This is a genomic window from Streptomyces griseoflavus (assembly GCF_014649995.1).
GTDB classification, from domain to species: domain Bacteria; phylum Actinomycetota; class Actinomycetes; order Streptomycetales; family Streptomycetaceae; genus Streptomyces; species Streptomyces griseoflavus.
On the sequence record NZ_BMUC01000007.1, the window covers coordinates 262,441 to 279,141 of the forward strand.

Below are 16,701 nucleotides of genomic sequence, written 5' to 3' on the forward strand. Positions count from 1 at the left end.
CATGCACAACCCGGGCAGCACCACCCCGGAACGATTCCCCGCCCAGGACCGGTTCACGGACGGCGCGCAGTTCATCGCGGGCCGCCCGGCCAAGGGCACCTCGGGCCGCACCCACGCGGTCGTCGACCCGGCCACCGGCGCGGAGGTGTACATCTACGACCTCGCCGGCCCGGACGACGTGGACGCGGCGGTCGCCGCCGCGCGGGAGGCGTTCCCGGCCTGGGCCGCGGCCACGCCCGGCGAGCGGTCCGAGGCCCTGCACCGGTTCGCCGCCGTGGTCGCCGACCGCGCCGAGGACTTCGCCCGGGCGGAGTCGCTGCAGTGCGGCAAGCCCCTGAAGCTGAGCCGCGAGTTCGACGTCCCGGGCACGATCGACAACATCACCTACTTCGCCGGCGCCGCCCGCCACCTCCCGGGCCAGTCCGCAGCCGAGTACTCCGGCGACCACACCTCCTACGTGCGCCGCGAGCCCATCGGCGTGGTCGGCTCCATCGCCCCCTGGAACTACCCGCTCCAGATGGCCGCCTGGAAGATCCTCCCGGCGATCGCCGCGGGCAACACCATCGTCCTCAAGCCCGCCGAGCTCACCCCGCTCACCTCCCTTCTCTTCGCGCGGGCGGCCACCGACGCGGGGATCCCGGACGGTGTGATCAACATCGTCACCGGGACCGGCAAGGAGGCCGGTGAGCACCTGGTCGGCCACCCCGACGTGGCCATGACCTCCTTCACCGGCTCCACCGCCGTCGGCAAACGGGTCGCCGAGATCGCCACCGCCACCGTCAAGCGCCTCCACCTGGAACTCGGCGGCAAGGCACCCTTCCTCGTCTTCGACGACGCCGACCTCGACGCCGCCGTCAACGGCGCCGTCGCGGGCGCGCTGATCAACACCGGACAGGACTGCACGGCCGCCACCCGCGCCTACGTGCAGCGCCCGCTCTACGAGGCGTTCGTCGAGCGCACCGCCGCCCTGATGGACACGGTCCGGCTCGGCGACCCCTTCGCCCCCGGCACCGACCTCGGCCCGCTGATCTCGCACGCCCAGCGCGACCGGGTGGCCGGCTTCGTCGACCGGGCCCGGGCCTACGCACGGGTCGTGACCGGCGGCGGGACACCCCTGGGCGAACTGCGCGACGGCGCGTACTATCGCCCCACGCTCATCGCCGACGCGGCGCAGGACAGTGAGGTCGTGCAGTCGGAGATCTTCGGTCCGGTGCTGGTCGTCCTGCCCTTCGACACCGACGACGAGGGCATCGCGCTGGCCAACGACACCCCGTACGGGCTCGCCGCCTCCGCCTGGAGCCGCGACGTGTACCGCACGGGCCGGGCCACCCGTGAGATCGAGGCGGGGTGCGTGTGGATCAACGACCACATCCCGATCATCAGCGAGATGCCGCACGGAGGCTACAAGGCGTCCGGCTTCGGCAAGGACATGTCCGCGTACTCGTTCGAGGAGTACACCCAGATCAAGCACGTCATGTTCGACAACACGGCGGTGGTCCGCAAGGACTGGCACCGCACCGTCTTCGGGGACCGATAGCAACCAGGCCGTCCGACCGCGGCCATCCTCCCGAAAGGGCACCACGCGCATGGAGCAGTACGAGCCCGACCGCCTCTCGCCGGCCCAGGAGGCCGCCGTCCGGCGCAGTTTCCGCAACGGAAGGGCGGCACTCACCCGCCGTTCCCTGCTGCGCGCCTCCACGGGCGGCGCGCTCGCGGTGGGCGGACTCGGCGCGCTGAGCGCCTGCGGCATCCCCGCCGCCGGGAACACCCAGGGCGGCGTCCCGGCGGAGGACCACTCCAAGGAGGAGAAGTCGGTCAGCTTCTCCAACTGGACCGAGTACATGGACGTCGACGAGACCGGGCGCCAGCACCCCACGCTGGAGGCGTTCACCGAACGCACCGGCATCGAGGTCAAGTACACCGAGGACATCAACGACAACACCGAGTTCTTCGGAAAGATCAAGCCGCAGCTCGCCGCCGGCCAGGACACCGGCCGCGACGTCATCGTCCTCACCGACTGGCTCGCCGCCCGCCTGATCCGGCTCGGCTGGGTGCAGAAACTCGACCCCGCCAACCTGCCGAACGCCTTCGCCAACCTCTCGCCCCAGTTCCGCAGCCCCGACTGGGACCCGGGACGTGCCTACTCCTATCCCTGGCAGGGCATCGCGACCGTCATCGCCTACAACAAGAAGGCGCTCGACGGCATCGAGGTGAAGACGCTCTCCGACCTCCTGGACAACCCGAAGCTCAAGGGACGCGTCGGCCTCCTCACCGAGATGCGCGACACCATGGGCCTGACCCTGCTCGACATGGGCAAGGAGCCGGAGAAGTTCACCGCCGACGACTTCGACGCGGCGCTCGCCCGGCTCCAGAGGGCCGTCGACAAGGGCCAGGTCCGCCGCTTCACCGGCAACGACTACACGGCCGACATCACCAAGGGCGACTTCGCCGCCTGCGTCGCCTGGGCCGGGGACGTCGTCCAGCTGAAGGCGGACAACCCGGACATCGACTTCCTGATACCGGACAGCGGCTACATGATGTCCAGCGACAACCTGCTGGTGCCGAACAAGGCCCGCCACAAGACCAACGCCGAGCGGCTCATCGACTACTACTTCGAGCCGCGGGCCGCCGCGGAGCTCGCCGCCTACATCAACTTCGTCTGCCCGGTCGAGGGAGTGAAGGACGAGCTCGCGAAGATCGACGAGGACGCGGCGAACAACCCGCTGATCCTCCCCGACAAGGCCATGCAGGCCAAGTCCCGTGCCTTCCGCTCCCTGAGCTCCAAGGAAGAAACGGAATTCGAAGAGAAGTTCGCGAAGCTCACTGGGGCGTGACGAGATGAAGACGACCAAAGACACCACCGCGCCCGGCGACAGCGGGGACGTCCGCCTCACCGGCATCGGCAAGACCTACGGCGCCTTCACCGCCGTGCACCCTCTCGACCTGACCGTGCCGGAAGGTTCCTTCTTCGCCCTGCTCGGCGCGTCCGGCTGCGGCAAGACCACCACCCTGCGCATGATCGCCGGCCTGGAGGAGCCCACGAGCGGCACCGTCCACCTCGGCGACCAGGACGTCACCGCGCTGCCGCCGTACAAGCGGCCGGTGAACACCGTCTTCCAGTCCTACGCGCTCTTCCCGCACCTGGACATCTTCGAGAACGTCGCCTTCGGCCTGCGCCGACGCGGCATCAGAAGCGTGAAGAAGCAGGTCGAGGAGATGCTGGAGCTGGTCCAGCTCGGCGAGCAGGCCCGCAAGAAGCCGCACCAGCTCTCCGGCGGCCAGCAGCAGCGCGTCGCCGTGGCCCGCGCGCTGATCAACCACCCCAAGGTGCTCCTCCTCGACGAGCCGCTCGGCGCCCTCGACCTGAAGCTGCGCCGCCAGATGCAGCTGGAGCTCAAGCGGATCCAGACCGAGGTCGGCATCACCTTCGTGCACGTCACGCACGACCAGGAGGAGGCCATGACCATGGCCGACACGGTCGCCGTGATGAACGCCGGCCGCGTCGAGCAGCTCGGCGCGCCCGCCGACCTCTACGAGAACCCGCGCACCACCTTCGTCGCCAACTTCCTCGGCACCTCCAACTTCATCGAGGCCGAGGTGGACTCGGCGTCCGGCGGGGAGCTCGTGCTGAGAGCGGGCGGCGGCAAGCTGATCCTGCCCGAGGCCCGCAACAGCGCCCCCACGACGACCGGCGGCAAGGTGCTGGTGGGCGTGCGCCCGGAGAAGATCTCCCTCACCCACGCCGACGACGCCGGCGGGATACCCGCGGGCCGCAACCGCATCACCGGCCGGATAGCCGGCGCCGGCTTCATCGGGGTCTCCACGCAGTTCGTCGTCGACAGCCCCGTCTGCGCCGACTTCGAGGTCTACGTCCAGAACATCGACCGCGACCCCCGGCTGGTGCCCGGCGCCGAGGTCGTCCTGCACTGGAACCCGGCGCACACCTTCGGCCTGGACGCTGCCCAGGACATCGACGCAGGGGTCGAGACGGTCGAGGAAGAGGTCGCCTGATGGCCACGCTCACCCAGGCGCCCCCCGTGGCGCCGCCGCCCGCCCCGGAGAAGAGACCGCCGCGCAGACGCGGCCGCTGGACGCCGTACCTGCTCCTGCTGCCCGGCCTGCTGTGGCTGCTGGTGTTCTTCGCGCTGCCGGTGATCTACCAGGCCTCCACGTCCGTGCAGACGGGCTCCCTGGAACAGGGCTACGAGGTCACCTGGCACTTCGCGACGTACTGGGAGGCGCTCTCCGAGTACTGGCCGCAGTTCGTCCGCTCGGTGCTCTACGCGGCCTCCGCGACCGTGCTGTGCCTGCTGCTCGGCTACCCGCTGGCCTACCTGATCGCCTTCCGCGCGGGACGCTGGCGCAACCTGATCATGATCCTGGTGATCGCGCCGTTCTTCACCAGCTTCCTCATCCGCACCCTCGCCTGGAAGACGATCCTCGCCGACGGCGGCCCGGTGGTCGACGCCCTGAACGCCCTGCACGTCCTGGACGTCACCGCGTGGCTCGGCTGGACCGCCGGCGACCGGGTGCTCGCCACCCCGCTCGCCGTCGTGTGCGGCCTGACGTACAACTTCCTGCCGTTCATGATCCTGCCGCTCTACACCTCCCTGGAGCGCATCGACCCCCGGCTGCACGAGGCGGCGAACGACCTCTACGCCAAGCCGTCCACCACCTTCCGCCGCGTCACCTTCCCGCTGTCGATGCCGGGCGTGGTCTCCGGCACGCTGCTGACCTTCATCCCGGCGTCCGGCGACTACATCAACTCCGACCTGCTCGGGTCCACCGACACCCGCATGGTCGGCAACGTCATCCAGTCGCAGTTCCTGCGGATCCTCGACTATCCGACGGCCGCGGCACTCTCGTTCATCCTGATGGCCGCCATTCTCGCCATCGTCACGCTCTACATCCGCAAGTCCGGGACGGAGGATCTGGTGTAAATGGCCTTCGTCAACTGGCTCAAGCGCCATCTCGTCGTCATCGCGGGGCTGCTGACCCTCGCCTACCTCCTTCTGCCGAACGTCGTCGTCACCGTGTTCTCCTTCAACAATCCGAAGGGGCGGTTCAATTACACGTGGCAGGAGTTCTCCACCGAGGCGTGGCAGGATCCCTGCGGTGTCTCCGGGCTCTGCGCCTCGCTGTCGCTGAGCCTCCAGATCGCGCTGTGGGCGACGCTCGGCGCCACCCTCCTCGGCACGATGATCGCCTTCGCCCTGGTCCGCTACCGCTTCCGCGCCCGCGGCGCCGTCAACTCACTGATCTTCCTGCCGATGGCGATGCCCGAGGTCGTCATGGCCGCCTCGCTGCTCACCCTCTTCCTCAACATGGGCGCCCAGCTGGGCTTCTGGACGATCCTGATCGCCCACATCATGTTCTGCCTCAGCTTCGTCGTGGTCGCCGTGAAGGCGCGCGTGATGTCGATGGACCCCCGCCTCGAACAGGCCGCGCAGGACCTCTACGCCGGCCCGGTCCAGACGTTCCTCAGGGTCACCCTGCCGATCGCCGCCCCCGGCATCGCGGCGGGCGCGCTGCTCGCCTTCGCGCTCTCCTTCGACGACTTCATCATCACCAACTTCAACGCCGGCTCGACCGTCACCTTCCCGATGTTCGTCTGGGGATCGGCCCAGCGCGGAACCCCCGTGCAGATCAACGTCATCGGTACGGCCATGTTCGTCCTCGCCGTGTCGCTGGTCCTGGTTTCCATGCTCATCGGCAACCGCCGGAACCGGCAGAAGGCGTAGAGAGAAACCCGCAGTCCCCCGTAGGGAGTTGAAATCATGGCCCCTGGAGCCATGAGCCGTTGGACGAGATCCCTTTCCGAGGCCCGCCCGGTCTCCTACTGGCTGGACGACCCGGGCAGGCCCGGCCCGGAGCCGGCCCTCACCGGCCCCGAGACCTGCGACCTGCTGGTCGTGGGCGGCGGTTACAGCGGCCTGTGGACCGCGCTGATCGCCAAGGAGCGCGACCCCGCACGGGACGTCGTGCTGGTGGAGGGCCGCGAGGTGGGCTGGGCCGCCTCCGGCCGCAACGGCGGGTTCTGCGCCGCCTCCCTCACCCACGGCCTGTCCAACGGACTGACCCGCTGGCCGGACGAGATCCGCACCCTGGAGCGGCTGGGCGCCCGCAACCTCGACGCCATCGAGGAGACGGTCGCCCGCCACTCCATCGACTGCGACTTCGAACGCACCGGCGAGATCGACGTCGCCACCGAGCCCTACCAGGCCCGGGAACTCAGACACTGGTACGACAGGATCCGCTCCGAGGGCCTCGCCGAGGGCATCGAGTACCTGGACACCGACGCCGTACGGGACCAGGTGAACTCCCCGACCTTCGAGGCCGGCCTGTACGACCGCCGGGGCGTGGCGATGCTGAACCCCGCCGCGCTCGCCTGGGGACTGAAACGGGCCTGCCTCGACCTGGGCGTCCGCGTGTACGAGCACACCCCCGCCCTCGGCCTGAGACCGCACGGCGGCGGCATGGCCGTACGCACCCCGTACGGAGCGGTCCGCGCCCGCACGGTGGCGCTCGGCACCAACGTCTTCCCCAGCCTGGTGCGGCGGGTGCGCCCCTACACGGTCCCGGTGTACGACTACGCCCTGATGACCGAGCCGCTCACCGAAGGACAGCTGGACTCCATCGGCTGGAAGAACCGCCAGGGCCTCGGCGACGGCGCCAACCAGTTCCACTACTTCCGGCTGTCCGCCGACAACCGGATCCTGTGGGGCGGCTACGACGCGGTCTACCCCTACGGCGGCCGGGTGCGCGCCGAGTACGACGACCGCCCGGAGACGTACGCCAGGCTCGCCGGGCACTTCTTCACCTGCTTCCCGCAGCTGGAGGGCGTGCGCTTCACCCACGCCTGGGGCGGCGCCATCGACACCTGCTCGCGCTTCTCGGCGTTCTTCGGCACGGCGCACGCCGGCCGCGTGGCCTACGCGGCGGGCTACACGGGCCTCGGCGTCGGTGCCACCCGCTTCGGCGCCGAGGTGATGCTGGACCTGCTGGCGGGGGAGCGGACCGAACGCACGGAGCTGGAGATGGTGCGCAGGAAGCCGCTGCCGTTCCCGCCGGAGCCGTTCGCCTGGACCGGCATCGCCCTCACCAAGTGGTCCCTGGCCAGGGCGGACGCCCGGGGCGGGCACCGCAACCTGTGGCTGCGGACGATGGACCGGCTGGGCCTGGGCTTCGACAGCTGAGGGAAGCGGCCGTCAACGGCGCACAGGGCGGGAACCGCCGCCGCCCTCGGGGACGGGAGAGCCCGTGCGTCCGGCCAGCAGCCACCAACCGGTCAGCAGCACCGAGCCCAGGCACCAGCTGGCCGCCACGTCCAGCGGCCAGTGGTAGCCCCGGCGCACCAGTCCGTAGGAGGCGCCCAGCACCAGGACGCCGCAGAGCACGACCAGACCGCGGCGTACGGCCGGCGACCGCAGCAGCGGGAGGAGCAGCAGCGTCGCCGCGCCGTACGCCACGACGGCGGTGGCGGTGTGGCCGGAGGGGTAGTAGCCGACCGCCGGGGGCACGGCCGGGGTGCCGGGGCGGTCGGTCCACTCCTTCAGCGGCGCGACCAGCACCGGCACCAGCGCCATCGCGACGGCCCCGGCGAGGGGCGGCAGCCACCAGCGGTCACGGCCCCGCCGGTGCCCGTGCCACCCGGCCACGGCCAGCGCGACCGCCAGGACGGGCACGGCCACCTCGATGTTGCCGAGGTCGGAGAGCAGTTCGGAGGCCCGGTCCGGCCGGACGAGGTCCTCGCTCAGCCGCTCGTCGAGATCCACCAGCGGCCCGTCGACGACGACCTGCCAGGTGATCAGCGCGAAGAGGAGCAGGGGCGGTCCGAGGAGCAGCATGCCGCCCAGCTTCGCAGGCCGGCGGGCCCGTAGGCTCACCGCCCGTGAAGCCGATACGACGTATACGGGAAAAGGAGCGGCGCGAGCTCTTCGCCCGGCTCGAAGACCGGTTCAGGCAGGGGGAGTACGAGGAGGTCGAGGCCACGGCACGCGCGCTCGCCGAAGGCGCGCGGCGGGCCTGGCGGAAGCGGCCCCTGCCGGAACGGCAGGCGCGGACGCTGGCCACGATGGTGGCGGTCGCGCACGGGCGCCAGGCGGAGGTGCTGGGCGAGCTGGAGACGCTGATCGCCGAGCTGGAGCCGGTCGACGTCGAGACGCAGGTTTTGCGGCTGGTGGTGCGCCGCAACCGCCTGGTGGTGCTCTCCGGCCTGGAGCGCTACGAGGAGGCCGAGCGGGAGGCACTGGACATCCTCGGTGAGATCTCCCGTCTCGCCCACCTCATCACCCTGTCGAAGCTGGAGCTGAGCGCCCTGGGCCTCCTGGCCGGAGCCCTGTGCGGGCAGGGCCGTTTCGAGGAGGCGGAGGCCATCGCCCGCGGCAACCTCTCCCGCGCGGACGACGGCGCCGCGGCCCCGCGCGTCACGCTGGCGCGCAGCCTGAACGGACAGGGCAGGTACGAGGAGGCCCTGACCGAGGTGCGGGGCGTCACGCCGCCACGGGACCGCAAGGACAGCGGACTCCTCGACCTGGTGACGGCCGAGGCCCTGCTGGGTGCGGGGCGCCGTGCGGAGGCGGAGGCCGCGGTCCGCCGGGCGCTGGCCGACTGCGAGCGCAGTCTGCATCCGGCCCACCCCCGCATCGGGAGGGCCCGCGCCGTGCTGGCGCGCGTCACCGGGGAGGAGCCCCGTCCGTGAACGCCGAAGGGCCGGCGCAAGGGGGGTGAGCGCCGGCCCTTCGGAGAACGGCTTGCCGTACGAGGTGCCCGGACGGCCGTCCGGATCGGAACGCCGCGCGCCCCGGGGGGTTTGGGGCGGGCGACCGTCCGATCCTGAGGAGACCCGAAGCCCGCGGGCCCCGGTTGTGTGCGCGAGGGCACGACCAGGTCGAAGCTGGGGAGGCCCCGGCCTGAGCCGTCCACGGTTCCCCGTGGACGGGTTGTATCTCTCATCCGGGGAGAAACCTACGGCAGGGGGTGGCCCGGCGACAGGGCCCACGGCCACCTGCCATCCACCCCGCACACGTTCTTCACACGCTCCGCCGTCCGGCTGCCGCCGCGGTGCGGGGCAGGCGGCTCACCTGCCCCGATACCGGCTCAGATGCGCGCGAACGCCTGCTCGATGATGTCGAGTCCCTCGTTCAACAGGTCCTCGCCGATGACCAGCGGCGGCAGGAAACGCAGCACGTTGCCGTACGTGCCACAGGTCAGGACCAGCAGTCCCTCCTGGTGGCAGGCCTTCGCCAGGGCGGCGGTCGCCTCCGGGGCCGGCTCCTTGGTGTCACGGTCCTTGACCAGCTCGATCGCGATCATCGCGCCACGGCCGCGGACGTCGCCGATGAGGTCGAACTTCTCGGCCATGGCGGCAAGGCGGCCCTTCATGACCGACTCGATGTGCTTCGCCCTGGCGTTGAGGTCCAGCTCCTTCATCGTCTCGATGGCGCCGAGCGCGCCCGCGCAGGCCACCGGGTTGCCGCCGTAGGTGCCGCCCAGGCCGCCCGAGTGCGCGGCGTCCATGATCTCCGCGCGGCCGGTGACGGCGGCCAGCGGCAGACCGCCCGCGATGCCCTTCGCGGTCGTGATCAGGTCCGGGACGATGCCCTCGTCCTCACAGGCGAACCACTGGCCGGTGCGGCAGAAGCCCGACTGGATCTCGTCCGCGACGAAGACGATGCCGTTGTCCGCGGCGAACTCGCCGATCGCGGGCAGGAAGCCCTTCGCCGGCTCGATGAAGCCGCCCTCGCCGAGCACCGGCTCGATGATGATCGCGGCCACGTTCTCGGCGCCGACCTGCTTGGAGATCTGGTCGATGGCCTGCGCCGCGGCCTCCGGGCCGGCGTTCTCCGCGCCGGTCGGCCAGCGGTAGCCGTAGGCGACCGGGACGCGGTACACCTCGGGCGCGAACGGGCCGAAGCCGTGCTTGTACGGCATGTTCTTCGCGGTCAGCGCCATGGTGAGGTTGGTGCGCCCGTGGTAGCCGTGGTCGAACACCACGACCGCCTGCCGCTTGGTGTAGGCACGCGCGATCTTCACCGCGTTCTCGACGGCCTCGGCGCCGCTGTTGAACAGCGCGGACTTCTTGGCGTGGTCGCCCGGGGTCAGCTCGGCCAGCGCCTCGGCGACGGCCACGTACCCCTCGTACGGCGTGACCATGAAGCACGTGTGCGTGAAGTCGGCGAGCTGGGCGGAGGCACGGCGCACCACGGCCTCGGCGGAGGCGCCGACGGAGGTCACGGCGATGCCCGAACCGAAGTCGATCAGCCGGTTGCCGTCGACGTCCTCGATGATCCCTCCGCCTGCCCGGGCGGTGAACACGGGCAGTACGGAGCCCACGCCCTGCGCGACCGCGGCGGTGCGGCGGGCCTGCAGCTCCTGCGACTTCGGGCCGGGGATGGCGGTGACGACGCGGCGCTCCTGCGGAAGTGCGGTCATGCGGGGCTCCTGGAGGGGTGTAACGGACGCTTTTTCCTTCTTTTCTCGCAGGTTAGGGCCGAGGAAGGGGCCGGGGCATGCTCCATGTGGGCGCTGTGCGGGGTCTCCCGTTGTCCGTGGTGGACATAGCGGGGCGGGCGGCCCGCACGGCGCGCGCCGCACGCGAGTGCCCGCGGCCGGACCGCGCAATCGCTGGACTCGACCTGCCGGGGCGTTAGATTGGCTCGCTGATGGCGGATGGCGCGGCTGCTCAGGGGGCAAGGGCGATGGACAGCGACGGTACCCAGGACGCGCGGGGCACGCATGCCGACCCCGTGCCGCGCCCGGCCGGACCACCGGACGTACCGGCGGCGCCGCCGCGGCCGAGCGGCGCCCCGGGCGTGCCACCCGTACCCGCGCAGGCGCCCCGGCCCGCCTCCACCGTCGCCGCCTGGCTCGACGCTTCTAGGCCGGCGGCCCGGCCCGGGATCTGGCGGTACGGCTACCGGCCCCCCCAGCAGGCCACCCGGCGCATCGCGCCGGTGACGCTCGCCGGCATGCTGGTCCCGCTCGCCCTCGCGGCACTCGTCTGGTCGCTCTGGCAGCGGGGCGTCACCTCGTACCAGATGGCCCCCCTGCGGGCCTTCACGCCGGACGACTGGTGGTGGGCCGGCACGGTCGTCTCACCCAAGGTGTTCGCGGGAGCGGCGGTTCCGTCCCCCGGGGCGGAGGCCCTCGTGGTCTACGAAGGCCTCTCCTTCGCCGTGCTGGCCGTCGCGGTGGCCGTCCTGGGCAGCTGGCGCGCCATCGTCCGCCACTACGTGGCCCGCAGGCCGCAGCCCGCGCGGGCGCTGGTCGCGGCCCTCCTCGCCCTGTTCGCCCTCAGCCTCGTCTTCCCCGGCGCGTTCCCGCTCGCCGGATGGTCCCCGGTACCGGTCGTCGATCCGCTGCTCTCCCTCACCGTGCTGATCACGGACGGCTACGACCTGATGGCGTCGTCCTTCTTCACCAACACGCTGTACACGGTCGTCACGCTGCTCGTGGTGTGGCCGTTCGCCCGTCTGGGCGGCTGGCTGCCGTACGCGAGGGAACTGCTCACCGCCCGCCGGGGGAGCACCGATCCGGGCGCCGCCGCGGCCGAGCGGCCCCGCTCCCAGTGGCCGGACCTGCGCGACGCGGGCCTCGGGGAGGCCGCCGACCGGCTCGCCGCCGAGGTGGCCGGCGGCCGGATGAACGACGTCGACTGCACAAGGATCGAGCACGCCTTCGCCGTCGCCCGGCGCGCCGGCACGCAGGCCGCCTTCCGCGACACCGTCCTGCGGCAGGCCGGCGCGGCCTGGACCCACCCCTCCGGCGCCCGCGACCTGCCGCGCCGGACCGCCCGCCACGACCTGCTCACCGAGCAGGTGCGGATCGGCAGCTGGGTGGCGGCCGACCGCGCCCCGGAGCCCTACCGCGGCGCCGGGGCGGCCCTCGGCCCGGACGCCCTCGGCACCTCGCTGCTCGCCGTCGGACCCTCCGGGTCCGGCAAGACCCGCACCCTCGTCGAACCGGTGACCGAGGCGCTCGCGCTGCAGGCGCTCACCGGGCGCTGCGCCGTGGTCGCCGTCTCCGCCGCAGGGAGCCCGCTCGGCGCGGACGACGCCTTCGACGTGATCGTGCGGATCGGTGACCCGTCCTCCGTGCACGACCTCGACCCGTACGCCGAGTCCGACGACCCGGACGAGGCGGCCGCCGTGCTCGCCGAGGCGCTGGCGGGCGACCTCGACCCGGCCGGCACGCGGAGCGCCGCCACCACGCTCGCCCAGTTGCTCGGCCCGTTCCGGGCGGTGCACGGCCGCTTCCCCACCCTGCCGGAGCTGCGCGAACTGCTGGAGGGCGACGAGGCGGCGCTGACCCGGCTGCGGGAGGCGCTCGCCGCGAGCGGCAACGACGTCATGCGGCGCGAACTCGACGCGCGCGCCCGCCAGACGGGAGCGCCGGGCGACACCGGACGGACCCTCGCCGACCGGCTCGCCCTGCTCAACCGGCCCGTGTTCGCGGACTTCTTCGGCGGGGGCGGACCCAGCAGGCCGTTCTCCCTGCGCGCGATCGCCCACCACCCCCTGCGGGTCCGGATCGACCTGCCCGAGCGCGGCCACGAGGAGGCCGGACGGCTGATCACACGGCTGGTCCTCGCCCAGTTCCACGCCGTCGTACGGGAGGGCCGGCGCGCCCACTTCGCCTGCCTGGTCCTGGACGACGCGACCGGCACCGTCACCGCGGAGTCGGTGCGCCGCATCCAGCGGCTGCGCTCGCAGAACGCGGGCGTACTGCTCACCCTGCGGACCGTCGCCGACGTCCCCGAGGCGCTGCACGGCCCGCTCTACGGAGCCGTGGGCTGCCGCATGGCGTTCTCCGGGGTCACCACCTGGGACGGCAACCGGTTCGCGCAGACGTGGGGCACCGAGTGGGTGGAGACCACGGAGGTCGCCCAGCACACCGTCTTCGCCGACCAGCCGATGACCCGCGCCCTGCACGCGCTGCGCAAGCTGGTGACGGGCAAGGCGGTCACCACGGACGCGGTGACGGTGCGGCAGGTCGAGCGGGAGCGGTGGTCCGCCTCCGAACTCGCCCACGCGGTGCCGGCGGGGCACGCGGTGCTCTCGTTGACGACCGTCACGGGCGAGCACGCGCCGCCGCTCCTGGTGGACCTGCGGGGGTGAGCGCCCCGGGCGGCCGGTGACCGTACAGTGAGGCAGAATCGACAGGGGCCGTTCATACGCGACGGCCAAAAGATCACCGAGTCCTCACCCACCCCGACGCCGACCGAAGGCCCAAGGCTCCGATGCCCCCGACGCTCGCCTCGCTCGTCCACCACTCCGCGCTCAAGCTGACCGTGCGCGCGGGCGAGGACCGCCTCGACGCGCCCGTCCGCTGGGCGCACGCCAGCGAACTCGCCGACCCGGTGCCGTACATGGAGGGCGGGGAGCTGCTGCTTATCACCGCGCTCAAGCTGGACGCGGAGGACCGGGAGGCGATGCGCCGCTATGTGAAGCGGCTGGTGGGGGCGGGCGTCGTCGGGCTCGGATTCGCCGTCGGCGTCCACTACGAGGACATCCCCGACGCCCTCCTCGACGCGGCCCGCGCCGAGGGCCTGCCGCTGCTGGAGGTGCCGCGCCGCACCCCCTTCCTGGCGATCAGCAAGGCCGTGTCCGCCGCCATAGCCGCCGACCAGTACCGGGCGGTGACCGCCGGCTTCGCCGCCCAGCGGGAACTGACCCGGCAGACCCTGACCGACGGCCCCGAGGGCCTGCTGGCCGCGCTGGCCGGCCAGGTCGACGGCTGGGCCGCGCTCTACGACGCCTCGGGCGCCCTCGTCGCCACGGCACCGGAATGGGCCACCCGGCGGGCCGCCCGGCTCACCGCGGACGTGACCCGGCTGCGGGAGCGTCCGGCGCCGGCCTCCTCCGTCGTGGCCGGGCCCGACCACGACGACCGGGTCGAACTGCACTCCCTGGGCACCGGCCGCCGTCCCCGGGCGGCGCTCGCCGTCGGCACGGCGGCCGCCCTCGGCACCGCCGAGCGGTACGCCGTCCACTCCGCCGTCGCCCTGCTCACCCTCACCACGGAACGCTCCCGCTCCCTGCACGCGGCCGAACAGCGCATCGGCGCCGCCGTGCTGCGCATGCTGCTCGCCGGGGAGCCGGACCACGCCCGCGCGGTGGCCGGGGACCTGTTCGGGAACCTCCTGGACGCCCCCTTCCGGATCATCGTCGCCGTCGGCGGCGAGGGGGGCGACGGACTCGGGATCCTCGCCGAGACCGCGGAGTCCGCCGCCGCCCGCTCCGGCGAGGCGGTCCTCGTCGTGCCGGAGGGGGAGAGGCTGGTCGTCCTGGCCGCGGACGGGGGCGCCGCGGTGGCCGCCGTCTGCGAACACGCCGCCGCCCGGGAGAGCGCCCGCAAGGCCGACGACGACGACCTGGTGATCGGACTGTCCGCCCCGGCCGGGCCGATCGCCGCGTCCGCCGCCTACAAACAGGCCGAACAGGCGCTCTCGGTGGCCAGGCGGCGCGGCAGGGTGCTGGTGGAGCACGAGCACATGGCCGCCGGGTCCGTCCTGCCGCTGCTGGCCGACGACGCGGTCAGGGCGTTCGCCGACGGGCTGCTGCGCGCCCTGCGCGAACACGACGCGACCGGCCGCGGTGATCTCGTCGCCTCGCTGCGCGCCTGGCTCTCCCGGCACGGCCAGTGGGACGCGGCCGCCGCCGACCTCGGCGTCCACCGCCACACCCTGCGCTACCGCATGCGCCGGGTCGAGGAGATCCTCGGCCGCTCCCTCGACGACCCCGACGTCCGCATGGAGCTCTGGCTGGCCCTGAAGGCGACGTCGTCCGAGACCGGCTGACCGCCGGCCGGCGTCCACGCGGCCGGGCCCCCGCTGCCGAACCGGCGGGCACGCGGGCGGTGGCCCGTGCGGCGCACGACGGGTGACGGGCGACGGCGGGGTGCGGCTCGCCCCGGCACCGGGCGTGCCGACGCGGCGCGCCGTGCGTGTCGCGGTGGACCGGGGCTCCGGCGGGTGGCCGTGCCGTGCGTGTCGCGGTGGGCCAGGGCTCCGGAGAGGGGCCGTGCCGTGCCGGGTGGTCGGCGGGTGACGGGGTGTCCGGGCCGCGGGGCCGCTCCGCGCTGCTTTGTGCCGATGCGGCGCACTGGCCCCACGCACCCGTACGTGCCGGACAAGCGCCCGTCCGTCGAGGCGCCCCTACCGTGGACCCCAGAAAATCCAGCACACCCCCTACGCGGAAGGGCCGGGACTCCACATGACTTCCACCCACGCCTTCTGGCTCGCCGGCCGCCGGGCCACCGGTGAGGCCGCCTTCGACGTCACCTCCCCCTGGGACGGCCGGGTCGTCGGCACGGTGAGCGTGCCGACCGACGCCCAGGTCGAGGAGGCCGTGGCCGCCGCTCACGCGGTACGGGACGAGTTCGCCGCCACTCCCGCCCATGTCCGCGCCGCCGCCCTGGACCACGTCAGCCGGCGCCTCGCCGAGCGCACCGAGGAGATCGCCCGGCTGATCTCCGCCGAGAACGGCAAGCCGATCAAGTGGGCCCGCGGCGAGGTCGGCCGCGCTGTCTCCGTGTTCCGGTTCGCCTCCGAGGAGGCCCGCCGCTTCAACGGCGGCGAGGCGCAGCGCCTGGACACCGACGCCGGCGGCACGGGGCGGCTCGCGTTCACCCGCCGCTTCCCCAAGGGTGTCGTCCTCGGCATCGCGCCCTTCAACTTCCCGCTGAACCTGTGCGCCCACAAGATCGCCCCGGCGATCGCGGCCGGTGCCCCGATCGTGCTGAAGCCGGCGCCCGCCACGCCCCTGTCCGGGCTGGTCCTCGGTGAGCTGCTCGCCGAGACCGAGCTGCCCGCCGGCGCCTGGAGCATCCTCCCGGTGCCCAACGACCGCATGCCCGCCCTCGTCCAGGACGAGCGGCTGCCGGTGATCTCCTTCACCGGCTCCGAGAAGGTCGGCTACGCCATCATGGACTCGGTGCCGCGCAAGCACTGCACTCTGGAGCTCGGCGGCAACGGCGCGGCGGTCGTCCTCGCCGACTTCGGACGCGACGAGGACCTGGACCGGGCCGCGCAGCGCATCGCGACCTTCTCCAACTACCAGGGCGGCCAGTCCTGCATCTCCGTGCAGCGGGTGATCGCCGACGCCTCCGTGTACGACCGGCTGCTGCCGCGCATCGTCGCCGCCGTCGAGGCGCAGGTCACCGGTGACCCGGACGACGAGGCCACCGACGTCGGCCCGCTGGTCAGCGAGGAGGCGGCGCAGCGCGTCGAGGCGTGGGTGCGGGAAGCCGTGGACGCGGGCGCCACCCTCCTCACCGGTGGCAAGCGCGACGGCGCCTCGTACGCGCCGACCGTGCTCGCCGACGTGCCGGCCGACGTGACGATCTCCTGCGAGGAGGTCTTCGGTCCGGTCCTGACCGTGCAGAAGGCGGACGGGGAGGCCGCCGCGTTCGCCGCCGTCAACGACTCCAAGTACGGCCTCCAGGCGGGAGTGTTCACCCATGACCTGCAGACCGCCTTCCGGGCCCACCGCGCCCTGGAGGTCGGCGGCGTGGTCGTCGGCGACGTGCCGTCCTACCGCGCCGACCAGATGCCGTACGGCGGGGCCAAGCAGTCCGGGGTGGGACGCGAGGGCGTCCGGTTCGCGATGGAGGACTACACCTACGAGCGGGTGATGGTCCTCACCGGTCTCGACCTCTGACCCGACGAGGCCGCCCGCACCGGAAGGGGCCCGGCACCGA

Annotated in this window: 12 protein-coding genes; 10 read left to right on the top strand and 2 right to left on the bottom strand. The window is 72.7% G+C overall.

The features are described 5' to 3' along the window. Position 1 precedes the first annotated feature (1 nt). From IE172_RS17175 to IE172_RS17200, 6 genes are read left to right on the top strand one after another with little or no spacing between them, the layout of a single operon-like run. Positions 2 to 1,537 carry a gamma-aminobutyraldehyde dehydrogenase gene (locus tag IE172_RS17175; protein WP_190098106.1) on the top strand — a complete coding sequence of 512 codons (1,536 nt, stop codon included), beginning with the start codon at positions 2 to 4 and terminating at the stop codon, positions 1,535 to 1,537. 49 nt (positions 1,538 to 1,586) lie between these two features. Beyond that, positions 1,587 to 2,834 carry a polyamine ABC transporter substrate-binding protein gene (locus tag IE172_RS17180; protein WP_190098107.1) on the top strand — a complete coding sequence of 416 codons (1,248 nt, stop codon included), beginning with the start codon at positions 1,587 to 1,589 and terminating at the stop codon, positions 2,832 to 2,834. Between the two features lie 4 nt (positions 2,835 to 2,838). After that, positions 2,839 to 4,011 (top strand): ABC transporter ATP-binding protein, encoded by a 1,173-nt coding sequence (locus IE172_RS17185; protein WP_190098108.1) that lies wholly within the window; start codon positions 2,839 to 2,841, stop codon positions 4,009 to 4,011. Beyond that, the gene (locus IE172_RS17190) at positions 4,011 to 4,940 is read left to right on the top strand and encodes an ABC transporter permease (RefSeq protein WP_190098109.1); all 930 of its coding nucleotides are present in this window, start codon (positions 4,011 to 4,013) and stop codon (positions 4,938 to 4,940) included. Before IE172_RS17185 ends, IE172_RS17190 begins: the two co-directional genes overlap by 1 nt. Next, complete coding sequence (locus IE172_RS17195) at positions 4,941 to 5,741, top strand: ABC transporter permease (RefSeq protein WP_190098110.1); 801 nt, start codon at positions 4,941 to 4,943, stop codon at positions 5,739 to 5,741. A 36-nt stretch (positions 5,742 to 5,777) separates the two neighbouring features. Next, complete coding sequence (locus IE172_RS17200) at positions 5,778 to 7,196, top strand: NAD(P)/FAD-dependent oxidoreductase (RefSeq protein WP_190098111.1); 1,419 nt, start codon at positions 5,778 to 5,780, stop codon at positions 7,194 to 7,196. A 12-nt stretch (positions 7,197 to 7,208) separates the two neighbouring features. On the opposite strand, the gene IE172_RS17205 is transcribed toward IE172_RS17200, so the two are convergent. After that, a complete protein-coding gene (locus IE172_RS17205; protein WP_190098112.1) occupies positions 7,209 to 7,847 on the bottom strand; it encodes a phosphatase PAP2 family protein in 639 nt (212 codons plus the stop codon). 44 nt (positions 7,848 to 7,891) lie between these two features. Here IE172_RS17205 and IE172_RS17210 point away from each other — a divergent pair, with 44 nt between their 5' ends. Further along, positions 7,892 to 8,701 carry a tetratricopeptide repeat protein gene (locus IE172_RS17210; RefSeq protein WP_190098113.1) on the top strand — a complete coding sequence of 270 codons (810 nt, stop codon included), beginning with the start codon at positions 7,892 to 7,894 and terminating at the stop codon, positions 8,699 to 8,701. A gap of 398 nt (positions 8,702 to 9,099) precedes the next feature. Here IE172_RS17210 and gabT read toward each other — a convergent pair whose 3' ends face one another. Further along, positions 9,100 to 10,434: a 4-aminobutyrate--2-oxoglutarate transaminase gene (gene gabT / locus IE172_RS17215; RefSeq protein WP_190098114.1), complete on the bottom strand. Its 1,335-nt coding sequence runs from the start codon at positions 10,432 to 10,434 to the stop codon at positions 9,100 to 9,102. Positions 10,435 to 10,700: 266 nt separating this feature from the next. On the opposite strand from gabT, the gene IE172_RS17220 reads away from it, so the two are divergent. The 3 genes from IE172_RS17220 (at position 10,701) to IE172_RS17230 (ending at position 16,661) form a co-directional block, all read left to right on the top strand. Continuing rightward, entirely contained in the window at positions 10,701 to 13,118 is a 2,418-nt protein-coding gene (locus IE172_RS17220) for an ATP/GTP-binding protein (RefSeq protein WP_190098115.1), read from the top strand. A 122-nt stretch (positions 13,119 to 13,240) separates the two neighbouring features. Further along, a complete protein-coding gene (locus IE172_RS17225; RefSeq protein WP_190098116.1) occupies positions 13,241 to 14,800 on the top strand; it encodes a PucR family transcriptional regulator in 1,560 nt (519 codons plus the stop codon). Between the two features lie 415 nt (positions 14,801 to 15,215). Further along, complete coding sequence (locus IE172_RS17230; protein WP_190098117.1) at positions 15,216 to 16,661, top strand: aldehyde dehydrogenase family protein; 1,446 nt, start codon at positions 15,216 to 15,218, stop codon at positions 16,659 to 16,661. Positions 16,662 to 16,701 lie beyond the last annotated feature (40 nt).